Here is a 16,082-nt window from a genome sequence, read left to right on the forward strand (position 1 = left end):
AAGCTAAGATTAGAAGCGGTAGTGCGAGAAAGCTTTGTTAGCTTCAGCCATACGGTGCACGTCTTCACGCTTCTTAACAGCAGCACCTTTACCTTCAGCAGCGTCCAACAGTTCGCCAGCCAAACGCAGAGCCATAGACTTCTCGCCGCGCTTACGGGCGAAGTCTACCAACCAGCGCATTGCCAGAGCGTTACGACGGGACGGACGAACTTCAACCGGAACCTGGTAAGTAGCACCGCCTACACGGCGCGACTTCACTTCGACCAGCGGAGCGATGGCGTCGAGAGCTTTCTCGAAGATTTCCAGGGGGTCGCTGTTCTTGCGTTCTTTAACCTTTTCCAGCGCGCCATAAACGATACGCTCGGCAACGGCTTTCTTGCCGCTTTCCATCACGTGGTTCATGAACTTGGCCAGAATTTGGCTTCCGTATTTTGGATCGTCAAGCACTTCGCGCTTGGCTGCTACGCGTCTTCTTGGCATGGATAAGCCCTCAAACGGTCTTCAGGTTCGCTCGGAATCGGTGTCCTTTCGGGACGCCTCCGACCTTACTCTTATCGACTCAGAAAATAAGATGATTCAGTTTTACAAAAAGCCGCTACTACTTAGGCTTCTTGGTACCGTACTTCGAACGACCCTGGTTACGACCTTTAACGCCGGAAGTATCCAAGGAGCCGCGTACGGTGTGGTAACGAACACCTGGCAAGTCTTTTACACGACCGCCGCGGATCAGTACCACGCTGTGCTCTTGCAGGTTGTGGCCTTCACCACCGATGTACGAGGAAACCTCGAAACCGTTGGTCAGACGCACACGGCATACTTTACGCAGTGCCGAGTTAGGTTTTTTCGGCGTAGTGGTATACACGCGAGTGCATACGCCACGACGTTGCGGGCAGTTCTGCAGCGCAGGTACGTCGGATTTCTCGACGATACGCTTACGCGGCTGACGTACCAGCTGGTTGATAGTTGCCATCTACTAGCTCCACTGTTGTCTTGCGACGCTATTGTCTTGCAAGAAAAGCAAAATGGCAGGAACGAATTCCCGCCAAATTTAGGGGTACAAGAGTCTAAAGAGGATCTTGTCCCCAGTCAAGGCAAGGCCCCGACCTCCCCTCTCATCGAACCGCGACAAAATTGCCTCGATCCGACGAATGGGGGCTGCCAGGGCCCAGACTTATTTATCGCAGAACTCAGTTACCGCTAGAGTTCAGCGCTTCGGTCAGTGCAGCTTCCACTTCACTGGCGCTTACGCGCAGCGGCTTGTCAGCATCACGGCGGCGCTTGCGCTCGCTGTGGTAAGCCAAACCGGTACCTGCCGGGATCAGACGACCCACGACCACGTTTTCTTTCAGGCCGCGCAGGTAATCGCGCTTGCCGGTTACCGCTGCTTCGGTCAGTACGCGAGTGGTCTCCTGGAAGGAGGCCGCCGAGATGAACGACTCAGTCGACAACGACGCCTTGGTGATACCCAGCAGCACGCGAGTGAACTTGGAAACGAATTTCTCTTCGTTCGTCAGGCGCTCGTTTTCCACCAGCACGTGAGTCAATTCCATCTGGTCGCCCTTGATGAAACTGGAATCGCCAGACTCAGCGATTTCAACTTTACGCAGCATCTGACGCAGGATGGTCTCGATGTGCTTATCGTTGATCTTCACGCCTTGCAGGCGGTAAACGTCCTGGATCTCGTTAACGATGTACTTGGCCAGCGCACTCACACCCAGCAGACGCAGGATGTCGTGTGGATCGCTTGGACCGTCGGAGATAACTTCGCCGCGGTTTACCTGTTCGCCTTCGAACACGTTCAGGTGACGCCACTTCGGAATCAGCTCTTCATACGGATCGCTACCGTCGTTCGGGGTAATGACCAGACGGCGCTTGCCCTTGGTCTCTTTACCGAACGCGATGGTACCGCTGACTTCAGCCAGAATCGACGCTTCTTTCGGACGACGAGCTTCGAACAAGTCGGCAACACGCGGCAGACCACCGGTGATGTCACGGGTCTTCGAAGTTTCTTGCGGGATACGCGCGATAACATCACCGATCGCGATCTTCGCACCATCCGCTACACCGACCAGGGCGTTGGCTGGCAGGAAGTACTGAGCGATTACGTCAGTGCCTGGCAGCAACAAGTCCTTGCCGTTGTCATCGACCATCTTCACGGCAGGACGGATGTCTTTACCGGCAGCTGGACGATCTTTCGCGTCGAGTACTTCAATGTTGGTCATACCGGTCAATTCGTCAGTCTGACGCTTGATCGTGATGCCTTCTTCCATGCCCACGTAGGTCACGGTACCTTTCATTTCGGTAACGATTGGGTGAGTGTGCGGATCCCACTTGGCCACGATTGCGCCAGCGTCGACCTTGTCACCTTCTTTAACCGAGATCACAGCACCGTACGGCAGCTTGTAGCGCTCACGCTCACGACCGTAGTCATCAGCGATTGCCAGCTCACCGGAACGGGACACAGCAACCAGGTGGCCATCCACTCGCTCAACGTGCTTCAGGTTGTGCAGACGGACGGTACCGCCATTCTTCACCTGAACGCTGTCAGCTGCGGAGGTCCGGCTTGCCGCACCACCGATGTGGAACGTACGCATGGTCAGCTGGGTACCCGGCTCACCGATGGACTGGGCAGCGATAACGCCGACCGCTTCACCGATGTTCACCTGGTGACCACGAGCCAAGTCACGGCCGTAGCACTTGGCGCAAATGCCATAGCGGGTTTCGCAGCTGATCGGCGAGCGAACAATCACTTCGTCGATGCTGTTGAGTTCGATGAACTCGACCCACTTCTCGTCGACCAGAGTGCCGGCAGGAACGATAACTTCTTCGGTACCTGGCTTGAATACGTCACGGGCAATAACACGACCCAATACGCGCTCACCCAGCGGCTCTACAACGTCACCGCCTTCAATGTGCGGAGTCATCAGCAGGCCGTGCTCGGTACCGCAATCGATCTCGGTTACAACCAGATCTTGTGCAACGTCTACCAGACGACGCGTCAGGTAACCGGAGTTAGCGGTTTTCAACGCGGTATCCGCCAGACCCTTACGAGCACCGTGAGTGGAGATGAAGTACTGAAGTACGCTCAAACCTTCACGGAAGTTCGCAGTAATCGGCGTTTCGATGATGGAACCGTCCGGCTTGGCCATCAGGCCACGCATACCGGCGAGCTGACGGATCTGCGCAGCAGAACCCCGTGCGCCCGAGTCGGCCATCATGTACATCGAGTTGAAGGATTCCTGGTCAACTTCGACGCCGTGGCGGTCGATGACTTTCTCTTTCGAGAGGTTGGCCATCATCGCCTTGGATACTTCGTCGTTCGCCTTGGACCAAAGGTCGATTACCTTGTTGTACTTCTCGCCCTGGGTTACCAGGCCGGAGGCGTACTGGCTTTCGATCTCTTTCACTTCGTCGGTGGCTGCACCGATGATGCGGGCTTTTTCATCCGGGATAACGAAGTCGTTAACGCCGATGGAAACGCCGGAAATGGTCGAATAAGCAAAACCGGTGTACATCAACTGGTCAGCGAAGATCACGGTCTCTTTCAAACCAACCACGCGGTAGCACTGGTTGATCAGCTTGGAGATCGCCTTTTTCTTCATCGGCAGGTTGACGACATCGTACGACAGACCTTTTGGCACAACTTGATACAACAGCGCACGGCCGACAGTGGTGTCGACGATACGGGTGTTGGTCACGCTGCCGCCGTCACGGTCGTTGACGGTTTCGTTGATCCGCACCTTGACCTTGGCGTGCAGTGCGGCTTCGCCGGCACGGAACACACGGTCAACTTCCTGCAGGTCAGCGAACACACGACCTTCGCCCTTGGCGTTGATCGCTTCACGGGTCATGTAGTACAGACCCAGTACAACGTCCTGCGACGGAACGATGATTGGCTCACCGTTGGCTGGCGACAGAATGTTGTTGGTCGACATCATCAACGCGCGCGCTTCCAACTGGGCTTCCAGTGTCAGCGGTACGTGCACGGCCATTTGGTCGCCGTCGAAGTCGGCGTTGTACGCAGCACAGACCAGCGGGTGCAGCTGAATAGCCTTACCTTCGATCAGTACCGGTTCAAACGCCTGGATACCCAGACGGTGAAGGGTCGGTGCACGGTTGAGGAGAACCGGGTGTTCACGGATCACTTCGGCGAGAACGTCCCAAACCTCTGGCAGTTCGCGCTCGACCATTTTCTTGGCGGCTTTGATGGTGGTCGCGAGACCGCGCATTTCAAGCTTGCCGAAAATGAACGGCTTGAACAGCTCGAGAGCCATCTTCTTCGGCAGACCGCACTGGTGCAGACGCAGGGTCGGGCCTACGGTAATTACCGAACGACCAGAGTAGTCAACACGCTTACCGAGCAAGTTCTGACGGAAACGACCTTGCTTACCCTTGATCATGTCGGCCAAGGATTTCAGAGGACGCTTGTTCGAACCGGTGATAGCGCGGCCACGACGACCGTTGTCGAGCAAGGCATCGACAGCTTCTTGCAACATACGCTTTTCGTTGCGCACGATGATGTCCGGAGCGGACAGGTCAAGCAGGCGCTTCAAGCGGTTGTTACGGTTGATCACGCGACGGTACAGGTCGTTGAGGTCGGAAGTCGCGAAACGACCACCATCCAACGGTACCAGCGGACGCAGGTCTGGCGGCAGAACCGGCAGAACGGTCAGCACCATCCACTCTGGCAGGTTGCCGGAACCCTGGAAGGCTTCCATCAACTTCAGACGCTTGGACAGCTTCTTGATCTTGGTTTCGGAGTTGGTTTGCGGAATCTCTTCACGCAGACGGCCAATCTCGTGCTCCAGGTCGATAGCGTGCAGCAGTTCGCGGACAGCTTCGGCACCCATGCGGGCATCGAAATCGTCACCGAATTCTTCCAGCGCTTCGAAGTACTGCTCGTCGTTCAGCAGCTGACCTTTTTCAAGGGTGGTCATGCCTGGATCGATAACGACATAGCTCTCGAAGTAGAGAACGCGTTCGATATCACGCAGGGTCATGTCCATCAGCAAGCCGATACGGGACGGCAGCGATTTCAGGAACCAGATGTGGGCAACCGGCGAAGCCAGCTCGATGTGCGCCATGCGCTCACGACGAACCTTGGCCAGTGCAACTTCAACGCCGCACTTCTCGCAGATCACACCACGGTGCTTCAAGCGCTTGTACTTACCGCACAGGCACTCGTAATCCTTTACCGGGCCAAAGATCTTGGCGCAGAACAGGCCGTCACGCTCAGGTTTGAACGTACGGTAGTTGATGGTTTCCGGCTTTTTAACTTCACCGAACGACCACGAACGGATCATCTCAGGCGATGCCAATCCAATACGGATGGCGTCGAACTCTTCGACTTGACCCTGGTTTTTCAGCAAATTCAGTAGGTCTTTCAAGGCCTTTCCTCCTGGCGGAGCAGAGAGCGGGCTAAACGGCCCCGCTCTCGATTCGCGTCACGTGTTATTCGGTTTCCAGATCGATATCGATGCCGAGGGAACGAATTTCTTTGATCAACACGTTGAAGGACTCGGGCATGCCCGGCTCCATACGGTGATCGCCGTCCACGATGTTTTTGTACATCTTGGTCCGACCGTTCACATCGTCCGACTTCACTGTGAGCATTTCTTGCAGAGTGTAAGCAGCACCGTATGCTTCCAGTGCCCAGACCTCCATCTCCCCGAAACGCTGACCACCGAACTGAGCCTTACCACCCAGCGGCTGCTGGGTAACGAGGCTGTACGAACCGGTAGAACGAGCGTGCATCTTGTCGTCTACCAAGTGGTTCAGCTTCAGCATGTACATGTAGCCAACAGTAACCGGGCGCTCGAACTTGTTGCCGGTACGACCGTCGAACAGCTGCATCTGGCCGCTTTCTGGCAGGTCTGCCAGTTTCAGCATGGCCTTGATTTCGCTTTCCTTGGCACCGTCGAACACCGGGGTAGCCATTGGAACGCCGCCGCGCAGGTTCTTCGCCAGATCCAGGATTTCCTGGTCGGAGAAGGTGTCCAGCTCTTCGTTGCGACCGCCGATCTCGTTGTAGATCTCGTGCAGGAACTTACGCAGGTCTGCGACCTTGCGCTGCTCTTCGATCATACGGTTGATCTTCTCGCCCAGACCTTTGGCCGCGAGGCCCAGGTGGGTTTCAAGGATCTGACCAACGTTCATACGCGAAGGTACGCCCAACGGGTTGAGGACGACGTCGACCGGTGTGCCATTGGCATCGTGCGGCATGTCTTCAACCGGCATGATCACGGAGACCACACCTTTGTTACCGTGACGACCGGCCATCTTGTCGCCCGGTTGGATGCGACGACGGATTGCCAGGTAAACCTTGACGATTTTCAGCACGCCTGGAGCCAGGTCATCACCTTGCTGCAGTTTGCGCTTCTTGTCTTCGAACTTGTCGTCCAGCAGACGGCGACGATCAACGATATAGGCCTGGGCCTTCTCGAGCTGCTCGTTCAGAGCATCTTCAGCCATGCGCAGTTTGAACCACTGGCCGTGCTCAAGACCGTCGAGAACTTCGTCGGTGATGTCCTGACCTTTCTTCAGACCTGCGCCGCCTTCAGCCTTGTGGCCTACCAGGGCGGAACGCAGACGTTCGAAGGTCGCGCCTTCAACGATACGGAACTCTTCGTTCAGATCCTTGCGGATCTCGTCGAGCTGGGTCTTCTCGATGGACAGTGCACGAGCATCACGCTCAACGCCGTCACGGGTGAAGACCTGTACGTCGATGACAGTACCCTTGGTACCGGTAGGTACGCGCAGGGAGGTGTCTTTAACGTCGCTGGCTTTTTCACCGAAGATCGCACGCAGCAGTTTTTCTTCTGGAGTCAGTTGGGTCTCGCCTTTCGGAGTGACCTTACCTACCAGGATGTCGCCTGCGCCGACTTCAGCACCTACGTAAACGATACCGGCTTCGTCCAGCTTGTTCAGTGCAGCTTCACCCACGTTCGGGATGTCTGCAGTGATTTCCTCTGGCCCAAGCTTGGTGTCACGTGCCACACAGGTCAGTTCCTGAATGTGGATCGTGGTGAAACGGTCTTCTTGAACAACACGCTCGGACAGGCAGATGGAGTCTTCGAAGTTGAAGCCGTTCCATGCCATGAACGCGATGCGCATGTTCTGGCCCAGTGCCAGTTCACCCATGTCGGTGGACGGGCCGTCGGCCATGATGTCGCTACGCTGAACGCGATCACCCTTGCTCACCAGCGGACGCTGGTTGATGCAGGTGTTCTGGTTCGAGCGGGTGTATTTGGTCAGGTTGTAGATGTCGACACCGGCTTCGCCAGTTTCAACTTCGTCATCGGCAACACGGACCACGATACGGCTGGCATCAACGGAGTCGATCACGCCGCCACGACGAGCCACGACGCAAACGCCGGAGTCACGGGCTACGTTACGCTCCATGCCGGTACCTACCAGCGGCTTGTCAGCGCGCAGGGTCGGTACAGCTTGACGCTGCATGTTGGAACCCATCAACGCACGGTTGGCGTCGTCGTGCTCGAGGAACGGGATCAGCGACGCTGCAACCGAAACTACCTGCTTCGGCGAAACGTCCATCAAGGTGACGTCTTCCGGCGCCTTGACGGTGAACTCGTTTAAGTGACGAACAGCTACCAGCTCGTCGACCAGGACTTTCTTGTCGTTCATCGTGGCCGAGGCCTGGGCGATCACGTGATCAGCTTCTTCGATGGCGGACAGGAACACGATCTCGTCGGTGACCAGAGCGTCTTTCACCACGCGGTACGGGCTCTCGAGGAAGCCGTACTGGTTGGTGCGCGCATACGCAGCCAGGGAGTTGATCAGACCGATGTTCGGACCTTCCGGCGTTTCGATCGGGCAAACACGACCGTAGTGCGTCGGGTGTACGTCACGAACTTCAAAGCCTGCACGCTCACGGGTCAGACCGCCCGGGCCCAGTGCCGAAACACGGCGCTTGTGGGTGATCTCGGAGAGCGGGTTGTTCTGGTCCATGAACTGCGAGAGCTGGCTGGAGCCGAAGAACTCTTTCACCGCCGCAGCCACTGGCTTGGCGTTGATCAGGTCTTGTGGCATCAGGCCTTCGCTTTCAGCCATCGACAGACGCTCTTTGACCGCACGCTCAACACGCACCAGGCCAACGCGGAACTGGTTCTCGGCCATTTCGCCTACGCAGCGAACACGACGGTTACCCAGGTGGTCGATGTCATCGACGATGCCTTTACCGTTACGGATGTCGACCAGAGTCTTCAGTACCGCGACGATGTCTTCCTTGCACAACACGCCCGAACCTTCGATCTCGGTACGACCGATACGACGGTTGAACTTCATCCGGCCGACCGCAGACAGGTCATAGCGCTCAGGGCTGAAGAACAGGTTGTTGAACAGGGTCTCGGCAGCGTCTTTGGTCGGTGGCTCGCCAGGACGCATCATGCGATAGATCTCGACCAGCGCTTCCAATTGGTTGCTGGTGGAGTCGATCTTCAGAGTGTCGGAGATGAACGGACCGCAGTCGATGTCGTTGGTGTACAGGGTCTCGATGCGAACGACCTGAGCCTTGGCGATTTTGGCCAGGATCTCGGTGTTCAGCTCGGTGTTGCACTCAGCCAGGATTTCGCCTGTAGCCGGGTGAACGATGACCTTGGCGGTAGTGCGACCCAGGACGTAGTCCAGAGGCACTTCCAGCTCTTTGATACCGGCTTTTTCGATCTGGTTGATGTGGCGCGCAGTGATACGACGGCCAGCTTCAACAATGACCTTGCCTTTTTCATCCTGGATGTCCAGGACGGCAATTTCACCACGCAGACGCGAAGCGATCAGCTCCAGCTTGAGGGTTTCATCCTTCAGGCTGAATACGTTGGTGGTGTAGAAGGCGTCCAACACTTGCTCAGTGGTATAGCCCAGCGCGCGCAGCAGTACCGAGGCCGGCAGCTTGCGACGACGGTCGATACGCACGAACACGCAGTCTTTAGGGTCGAACTCGAAGTCCAACCACGAACCACGGTACGGAATGATCCGCGCGGAGTACAGGAGCTTGCCGGAGCTGTGCGTCTTGCCGCGGTCGTGGTCAAAGAACACGCCCGGGGAACGGTGCAGCTGGGAAACGATAACACGCTCGGTACCGTTGATAACGAAGGTACCGTTCTCAGTCATCAATGGGATTTCGCCCATGTAGACTTCTTGCTCTTTGATGTCCTTGATCGCTTTGTTCGACGATTCTTTGTCGAAAATGATCAGGCGGACTTTTACCCGCAAAGGTACGGCGTACGTAACACCGCGCAACACGCATTCTTTGACATCAAATGCCGGTTCGCCCAGGCGATAACCGACGTACTCCAGCGCAGCATTGCCGGAGTAGCTGATGATCGGGAAAACGGATTTGAAGGCCGCATGCAGGCCCACGTCGCGGAACTGATCTTTGGTCGCTCCCGCCTGCAAGAATTCACGATACGAATCCAGCTGGATAGCCAGAAGGTACGGGACATCCATGACGTCCGGCAACTTGCTAAAGTCCTTGCGGATACGTTTTTTCTCAGTATATGAGTAAGCCATCAGCGTTCCCCAGCTTGGTCACCTGCTTGTTTGGCCCCTCCGACGGGAGCAGCCAGAAAATCTTGCAAACCCCATGGTTTGCACCACCGCATCGGGTGGCTACAGCGCGTTAATGGCGGCGACCGAGTCGACAGCCAAGAACGGAAAAAGGCCGGTGGCAAGAGCCACCAGCCATCAGCCTTCAGCTTAACGCTTGGGCTGGAGACGCAAGGTCGATGCTTACTTCAGCTCGACTTTAGCGCCTGCTTCTTCCAGTACTGCTTTGGCTTTGTCAGCTGCGTCTTTGGCAACAGCTTCCAGAACCAGGGCAGGAGCGCCGTCAACTACAGCCTTGGCTTCTTTCAGGCCCAGACCGGTCAGTTCACGTACTGCCTTGATCACGTTTACTTTCTTCTCGCCAGCTTCGGTCAGCATGACGTTGAATTCGGTTTGCTCTTCAACAACGGCAGCAGCAGCAGCTGGGCCAGCGGAAGCAGCGGCAGCGGAAACGCCGAATTTTTCTTCGAAAGCTTTGATCAGCTCAACAACCTGCAGAACCGACATTTCAGCTACGGCGTTGAGGATATCGTCTTGGGAGATAGACATTGCTGTATTTCCTGAATTGGGGGACGGCCTACGCGGCCATCGAAATAAACAAAAATACGCGAGAGAAGTCGCTCAGCCTTAGGCTGCGGCAGCTTCTTTTTGCTCGCGAACTGCAGCCAGAGTACGAGCCAGCTTGCTGGTAGCGCCTTGAATCACGCTCATCAGCTGCGAAATGGCTTCGTCGCGGGTCGGCAGTGTTGCCAGTACGTCGATTTGGTTAGCTGCGAGGAACTTGCCCTCGAACGCAGCTGCCTTGATCTCGAACTTATCCTGACTCTTGGCGAATTCTTTGAACAAACGGGCAGCAGCGCCTGGATGTTCTTTGGAGAACGCGATCAGAGTCGGGCCGGTGAACACGTCGTTGAGAACACTGTATTCAGTGTCAGCAACAGCGCGCTTGAGCAGGGTGTTACGTACAACACGTACGTATACGCCAGCTTCACGAGCCTCTTTACGGAGTCCGGTCATAGCGCCTACTGTCACACCACGGGCATCAGCCACGACAGCGGACAGAGCAGCTTTGGCAGCCTCGTTGACTTCAGCGACGATGGCCTTCTTGTCTTCGAGATTAATTGCCACGGGTTTAACTCCTGCTTGTTACCGTTTCATCTGGCCGAAGCCGGATGTCGTTTTGGTGTCTGATTCGGTAAGGAACCGGGAGCACCATCTGCGTAGGCTTGTGGTTTAAGACTTGCGCCGCCTACGGTCTTGGATAGCCCCCGCCAGGCAGGGACCCCAATTTTTTCAATTGGCGCAATCTCTCGCGCCAATCTGTGTCTTATACGTCCAGCGAGCCTTGGTCGATGACCAGACCTGGGCCCATAGTGGTGCTCAGGGTAACGCGCTTGACGTAGATACCTTTCGAGGAAGCTGGCTTGATACGCTTCAGATCAGCGATCAGGGCTTCAACGTTTTCCTTCAGCTTGACGGCGTCGAAGCCGACCTTGCCAACGGAGGTGTGAATGATGCCGTTTTTGTCGGTGCGATAACGAACCTGACCAGCCTTGGCGTTTTTAACCGCGGTAGCTACGTCTGGAGTCACGGTGCCGACTTTCGGGTTAGGCATCAGACCACGTGGACCGAGGATCTGACCCAACTGACCTACAACGCGCATTGCATCCGGGGAAGCAATAACTACGTCGTAGTTCAGGTCGCCGCCTTTCATTTCGGCAGCCAGGTCGTCCATACCAACGCGGTCAGCGCCGGCGGCCAGAGCAGCTTCAGCTGCCGGGCCTTGGGTGAAGACAGCTACACGTACAGTCTTACCGGTACCGTGTGGCAGCACAGTCGCGCTACGAACGACCTGGTCGGATTTACGTGGGTCAACACCCAGGTTTACAGCAACGTCAACGGACTCGCTGAACTTGACAGTCGACAGCTCGGTCAGCAGGGCAGCAGCGTCTACAAAGTTGTAGGACTTGCCTGCTTCGATTTTGCCGGCGATAGCCTTTTGGCGCTTGGTCAGCTTAGCCATTACACACCCTCCACGTTAAGGCCCATGCTACGAGCAGAACCGGCGATGGTACGCACGGCTGCATCCATATCAGCTGCAGTCAGATCCGCGTTTTTGGTTTTCGCGATTTCTTCCAGCTGAGCACGAGTCACGGTGCCAACCTTAACGGTGTTAGGACGAGCGGAACCGCTAGTCAGACCAGCAGCTTTCTTCAGCAGAACCGAAGCCGGGGTCGACTTGGTTTCGAAAGTGAAGCTACGGTCGCTGTATACAGTGATGATCACTGGAGTCGGCAGACCTGGCTCAAGACCCTGAGTACGGGCGTTGAAGGCCTTGCAGAATTCCATGATGTTCACGCCGTGCTGACCCAGAGCTGGACCGACGGGTGGGCTAGGGTTGGCCTGAGCGGCCTTCACTTGCAGCTTGATGTAAGCGGTAATCTTCTTGGCCATGAGGCACTCCAATTACGGGTTCTAACGCCTCGAAAGGCTCCCCGGTTACTTGCGCGTTTATCCCAGTGACGACAAAACCCCACAGCCTAAGGCTGCGGGGTTGGGATGCTTGCCCAGCTAGACCTTCTCGACCTGGCTGAACTCCAACTCTACCGGAGTAGAGCGACCGAAAATGAGCACTGCCACTTGGATCCGACTCTTTTCGTAGTTAACTTCTTCGACGGTGCCGTTGAAATCAGCAAACGGACCATCTGTGACACGAACAACCTCACCCGGCTCGAACAAAGTCTTCGGCTTGGGCTTGTCGCTACCATCAGCAACACGACGCAGAATTGCTTCTGCCTCTTTGTCGGTGATCGGAGCAGGCTTATCAGCAGTACCGCCGATAAAACCCATGACACGAGGAGTGTCCTTGACCAAGTGCCAAGTACCTTCATTCATGTCCATCTGAACCAGCACGTAGCCAGGGAAGAACTTGCGTTCGCTTTTACGCTTCTGGCCATTCCGCATTTCAACCACTTCTTCAGTGGGAACCAGAATTTCGCCGAAGCCATCTTCCATGCCTGCGAGCTTTACGCGCTCTAGCAAAGAGCGCATAACATGCTTCTCGTAACCCGAGTAAGCATGCACAACGTACCAACGCTTAGCCACGGGACACCCTTAGCCAACAATCAAGGAAACAAGCCAGCCGAGCAGGGAATCAAGCCCCCACAACAGCAACGCCATAACCAGAACAACAGCCACAACGATCAACGTGGTCTGCGTGGTTTCTTGGCGAGTCGGCCAAACGACTTTACGGATTTCGGTGCGAGCTTCCTTTACCAGGACCGCGAACGACTTGCCTTTAGCAGTCTGCAGGCCTACAAAGGCAGCTACAGCAGCAAGGGCGAGCAAAGCGAGGACGCGGTACAGGATCGGCGAAGCAGAGTAGTACTGATTGCCAACAACGCCTACGACCACCAATGCGACTACGGCGAGCCACTTGACGAGATCGAAACGAGAGCTTTGAGCTTCAGCCTTAGGAGTCATCTATGAAGATCCTGTGAAAAGAAAGCCAGACACACCACGTGAATCTGGCAGGTCAGGAGGGAATCGAACCCCCAACCTACGGTTTTGGAGACCGTCGCTCTGCCAATTGAGCTACTGACCTAAAACAAAATCAGGCCGACCATTATGCAGGCCTGAAAAAGACTTTACAACAACCAACCCCTAGAGACTTGAAAACACCCAGCAACAAAGCCAAGCACAACACAATCAAGCCGAGGCAGCTGTTAAAACAAAGGCAGATATTTTCATATCTGCCTTGTTATATGGAGCTCTTGAGCGGATTTGAACCGCTGACCTCACCCTTACCAAGGGTGTGCTCTACCAACTGAGCTACAAGAGCAAAACACCGTGCACAACCTGCAAACTTGGAGCGGGTAGCGGGAATCGAACCCGCATCATCAGCTTGGAAGGCTGAGGTTCTACCACTAAACTATACCCGCGGAGCTTGCAGCTCACGCTAAAAATGGTGGAGGGGGAAGGATTCGAACCTTCGAAGTCGTAGACGTCAGATTTACAGTCTGATCCCTTTGGCCGCTCGGGAACCCCTCCTAAGCGAGCCGGCATTCTACATCACGCCGGCCTTCTGTCAAGCATTTTCTCATTTAAAAATATGAGGTTAGATGCGTTGACCTCGCTTCTCACTGAAGGCCTTAAAGGTCTTCACTGCGAAGCGGGCGCCATTCTATGCAAACTATTCGAGAGTTGCAATGCCTTCGCACAGCATTATTTTATGTTTTAACTCATTGAATTCCTTAGCAAGGTTTTCAAAGGGCAGATCATCCGCCAGGCGTCGGCTTTCCGGGGCTACGCGAAGCCAGTAACCCGAGACGTCGGGCGCACTCAGCAACTGAAGCTTGACCTTTATATCCAGGCTAATTAGACGCTGCTCGAGAGATTGCGCTTCGTGCTGATCCGCAAAGCCGCCGATGTACAAGCAGGTGCTTTGCGCATCGGACGCTTTTGCCCGATCCCTGCGGACCACGGCATCCGACGATTCACTCAGCAGTCGAATGTCCTGCTGAGAACCCCGATAGAGACTCAAGGGCGTGACATCCTTGGCGCGCAGAGGCGCTTCTTGCTGGTGCCAAATGTAGTAGAAGGCGTTGAGGACGAGTAAAAGCAAAAACAGCCAACGCATAATCACCTCAAGATAAAGGACACGCCATCGCCAACCCGACAAAAACCAAGTCAGGAACGAGTCGGGCCTGGGGCACGGCATCTCGGACCAGATCGGCATCTCCACCGGTCAGGAATACAGTGAAGTCATCACCCCAGTAGCTACGGGCCTGCTCAAGCTGAGTCAACACAAACCCCCTGAGCATCAGCGTGCAGCCGCGCTCGACCGCCTCTACGGTCGTACGACCAGGAGAAAGGCGCTCCAGAGCCCTTTCGGCAGCGGCATCGTCGTAACGGATCTTGCGCGTGTGCGTACGCAGCTGGTTTCGCATGAGCGGCATACCAGGGCAAATAAAGCCGCCGAGGTGCTCGCCATCTGCAGCAATAAAATCTGCAGTCGCCGCCGTACCAAAATCAAGCACGAGGCAGGCACCTGAAGCCAATTTGAATCCACCCAACATTGCCAGCCACCGATCAAGCCCAAGACGCTCGAAATCCTCGTAGCCGTTACGTACGCCTGCCATTTCACGCGCAGAGGCCGCACAGGAAACAGCAACGCCAAAAGCCTCCACCAGCGCCTCGGCAAGCCTGCTTGTTTCTTCCTGGGCACGAACGCTCACCAACCGGCAGCGCGTCAGCGACAAGCCAGGCAACGCCACCAGGCTTTCTATCAACGCGACATCCGAACCCGCAACGCCCTCTGCGCAAGCACCTACCCCACCTGAGCCGAGCACACGCCATTTGATAAAGCTATTCCCACAGTCGAGCTCAAGAATCATCACGCAACCTCAGGCTTAACTCACCACCACTGTATATTTTCTCGACCCCATCGACGCTTAAACGCAAAGCACCTTGCCCATCGACACCCAGCACCACGCCGTCCACTTGGTTGACACCTGCAATGAGCGATACCGCCTTGCCCTGCCACGCATGACTCTGCTCCCATTCCGCCTGAAGTGCTGCGAAGCCAGCGGCTCTATGACGATCAAGATAGCTTTGCAACTGCAAACCGAGCTGGGCCACCAGGACATTACGATTGACGGGAGCCCCCGTCTCGAGCTGCACCGAGGTCCATTGCTGATCCACCTCGTCAGCCTTCTGCATATTCACATTGATCCCAATTCCAAGGACAACGTGACAGATATCAGCAGGGTCCCCTACCAATTCCAGCAAAATCCCGGCAATTTTTTTCTGCCCAACCAACACATCGTTTGGCCACTTCAAGGCAGCCCCGCGCATACCCGACTCACGCAGGGCCTGCATGACAGCCAGGCCGACAACAAGACTCAAACCTTCAAGCTGTCGAAGACCACCCTCTATACGCAGTACAAGGCTGTAATACACATTTTGCGCGAAGGGGCTGACCCACTTTCGGCCACGCCTGCCTCTTCCTGCTGTTTGCTGCTCCGCCAGCACCAGGAACGGCGCCGCAGAGCCTGTCTCGACAAGACGCAGTGCTTCGGCATTGGTAGAGTCAATGGAGTCGGAAATATGAACAGGCCACGCTAACGAGGGCGCAAACAGCGCGATCTCCTCAGCACTCAAGAACACCAGCGGCGAAGCCAATTGATACCCTTTGCCACGAACCTTATGGATGGGCAGGTTCAGCTCTGCCTCAAGGTGCTGGAGTTGTTTCCAGACTGCACTTCGACTGACGCCCAGGGCGGCGCCAAGTGCTTCTCCGGAGTGAAATCGGCCGTCTTTCAGAAGTTTTAACAACGTCAGCATGCAAGTATCGCCTCACAATGAGGCACGCATGATAGCCATGCGCAGGGTCATTGCATAGAAAGGCCGGACATAAGCGCTAAAGGTCTCAGCCACCTCCCGGCGCATTTTCGACCGCCCAAAACAAAACCCCTGTCTGCGTTAGCAAACAGGGGTTCTGGAATTTAATCTTGACGATG

13 protein-coding genes and 4 tRNA genes are annotated in these 16,082 nt (G+C 55.8%); all 17 read right to left on the reverse strand.

Annotated elements, in window-relative coordinates; genetic code table 11:
- Positions 1–9: 9 nt before the first annotated feature.
- The 17 genes from rpsG to birA all read right to left on the reverse strand — a co-directional run bounded on the left by rpsG (position 10) and on the right by birA (position 15,906).
- The gene (rpsG, locus tag AC07OJ_RS29750) at positions 10–480 is read right to left on the reverse strand and encodes a 30S ribosomal protein S7 (protein WP_002555493.1); all 471 of its coding nucleotides are present in this window, start codon (positions 478–480) and stop codon (positions 10–12) included.
- A 118-nt stretch (positions 481–598) separates the two neighbouring features.
- Positions 599–970: a 30S ribosomal protein S12 gene (gene rpsL, locus AC07OJ_RS29755; protein ID WP_002555494.1), complete on the reverse strand. Its 372-nt coding sequence runs from the start codon at positions 968–970 to the stop codon at positions 599–601.
- Positions 971–1,187: 217 nt separating this feature from the next.
- Positions 1,188–5,387 carry a DNA-directed RNA polymerase subunit beta' gene (gene rpoC / locus AC07OJ_RS29760; RefSeq protein ID WP_065909923.1) on the reverse strand — a complete coding sequence of 1,400 codons (4,200 nt, stop codon included), beginning with the start codon at positions 5,385–5,387 and terminating at the stop codon, positions 1,188–1,190.
- Positions 5,388–5,451: 64 nt separating this feature from the next.
- Entirely contained in the window at positions 5,452–9,525 is a 4,074-nt protein-coding gene (gene rpoB, locus AC07OJ_RS29765) for a DNA-directed RNA polymerase subunit beta (protein ID WP_025857208.1), read from the reverse strand.
- Between the two features lie 219 nt (positions 9,526–9,744).
- On the reverse strand, positions 9,745–10,110 hold the full coding sequence (gene rplL / locus AC07OJ_RS29770) for a 50S ribosomal protein L7/L12 (protein WP_016969476.1): 366 nt from the start codon (positions 10,108–10,110) through the stop codon (positions 9,745–9,747).
- A gap of 78 nt (positions 10,111–10,188) precedes the next feature.
- A complete protein-coding gene (rplJ, locus tag AC07OJ_RS29775; RefSeq protein ID WP_016969477.1) occupies positions 10,189–10,689 on the reverse strand; it encodes a 50S ribosomal protein L10 in 501 nt (166 codons plus the stop codon).
- 199 nt (positions 10,690–10,888) lie between these two features.
- Positions 10,889–11,584 (reverse strand): 50S ribosomal protein L1, encoded by a 696-nt coding sequence (gene rplA / locus AC07OJ_RS29780; RefSeq protein WP_003176434.1) that lies wholly within the window; start codon positions 11,582–11,584, stop codon positions 10,889–10,891.
- Complete coding sequence (gene rplK, locus AC07OJ_RS29785; RefSeq protein ID WP_003176435.1) at positions 11,584–12,015, reverse strand: 50S ribosomal protein L11; 432 nt, start codon at positions 12,013–12,015, stop codon at positions 11,584–11,586. The genes rplA and rplK overlap by 1 nt, the downstream gene beginning before the upstream one ends.
- 117 nt (positions 12,016–12,132) lie before the next feature.
- Positions 12,133–12,666, reverse strand: a complete 534-nt coding sequence (gene nusG / locus AC07OJ_RS29790) for a transcription termination/antitermination protein NusG (protein ID WP_003176436.1) — start codon at positions 12,664–12,666, stop codon at positions 12,133–12,135.
- Positions 12,667–12,675: 9 nt separating this feature from the next.
- Complete coding sequence (gene secE / locus AC07OJ_RS29795) at positions 12,676–13,044, reverse strand: preprotein translocase subunit SecE (protein ID WP_003194658.1); 369 nt, start codon at positions 13,042–13,044, stop codon at positions 12,676–12,678.
- 45 nt (positions 13,045–13,089) lie between these two features.
- Positions 13,090–13,165 (reverse strand) — tRNA-Trp (locus AC07OJ_RS29800).
- Between the two features lie 161 nt (positions 13,166–13,326).
- A tRNA-Thr gene (locus AC07OJ_RS29805) sits at positions 13,327–13,402 on the reverse strand.
- A gap of 26 nt (positions 13,403–13,428) precedes the next feature.
- Positions 13,429–13,502, reverse strand: a tRNA-Gly gene (locus AC07OJ_RS29810).
- 24 nt (positions 13,503–13,526) lie between these two features.
- Positions 13,527–13,611: transfer RNA gene (locus AC07OJ_RS29815), tRNA-Tyr, on the reverse strand.
- 142 nt (positions 13,612–13,753) lie between these two features.
- Positions 13,754–14,200 carry a hypothetical protein gene (locus tag AC07OJ_RS29820; RefSeq protein WP_065909921.1) on the reverse strand — a complete coding sequence of 149 codons (447 nt, stop codon included), beginning with the start codon at positions 14,198–14,200 and terminating at the stop codon, positions 13,754–13,756.
- Between the two features lie 7 nt (positions 14,201–14,207).
- Positions 14,208–14,957, reverse strand: a complete 750-nt coding sequence (locus AC07OJ_RS29825) for a pantothenate kinase (protein ID WP_106802491.1) — start codon at positions 14,955–14,957, stop codon at positions 14,208–14,210.
- Positions 14,947–15,906, reverse strand: coding sequence for a bifunctional biotin--[acetyl-CoA-carboxylase] ligase/biotin operon repressor BirA (gene birA, locus AC07OJ_RS29830; RefSeq protein WP_120450163.1), 960 nt, complete (start codon positions 15,904–15,906; stop codon positions 14,947–14,949). The genes AC07OJ_RS29825 and birA overlap by 11 nt, the downstream gene beginning before the upstream one ends.
- Positions 15,907–16,082 lie beyond the last annotated feature (176 nt).

It is taken from the genome of Pseudomonas sp. GW821-FHT09C08 (assembly GCF_059418125.1).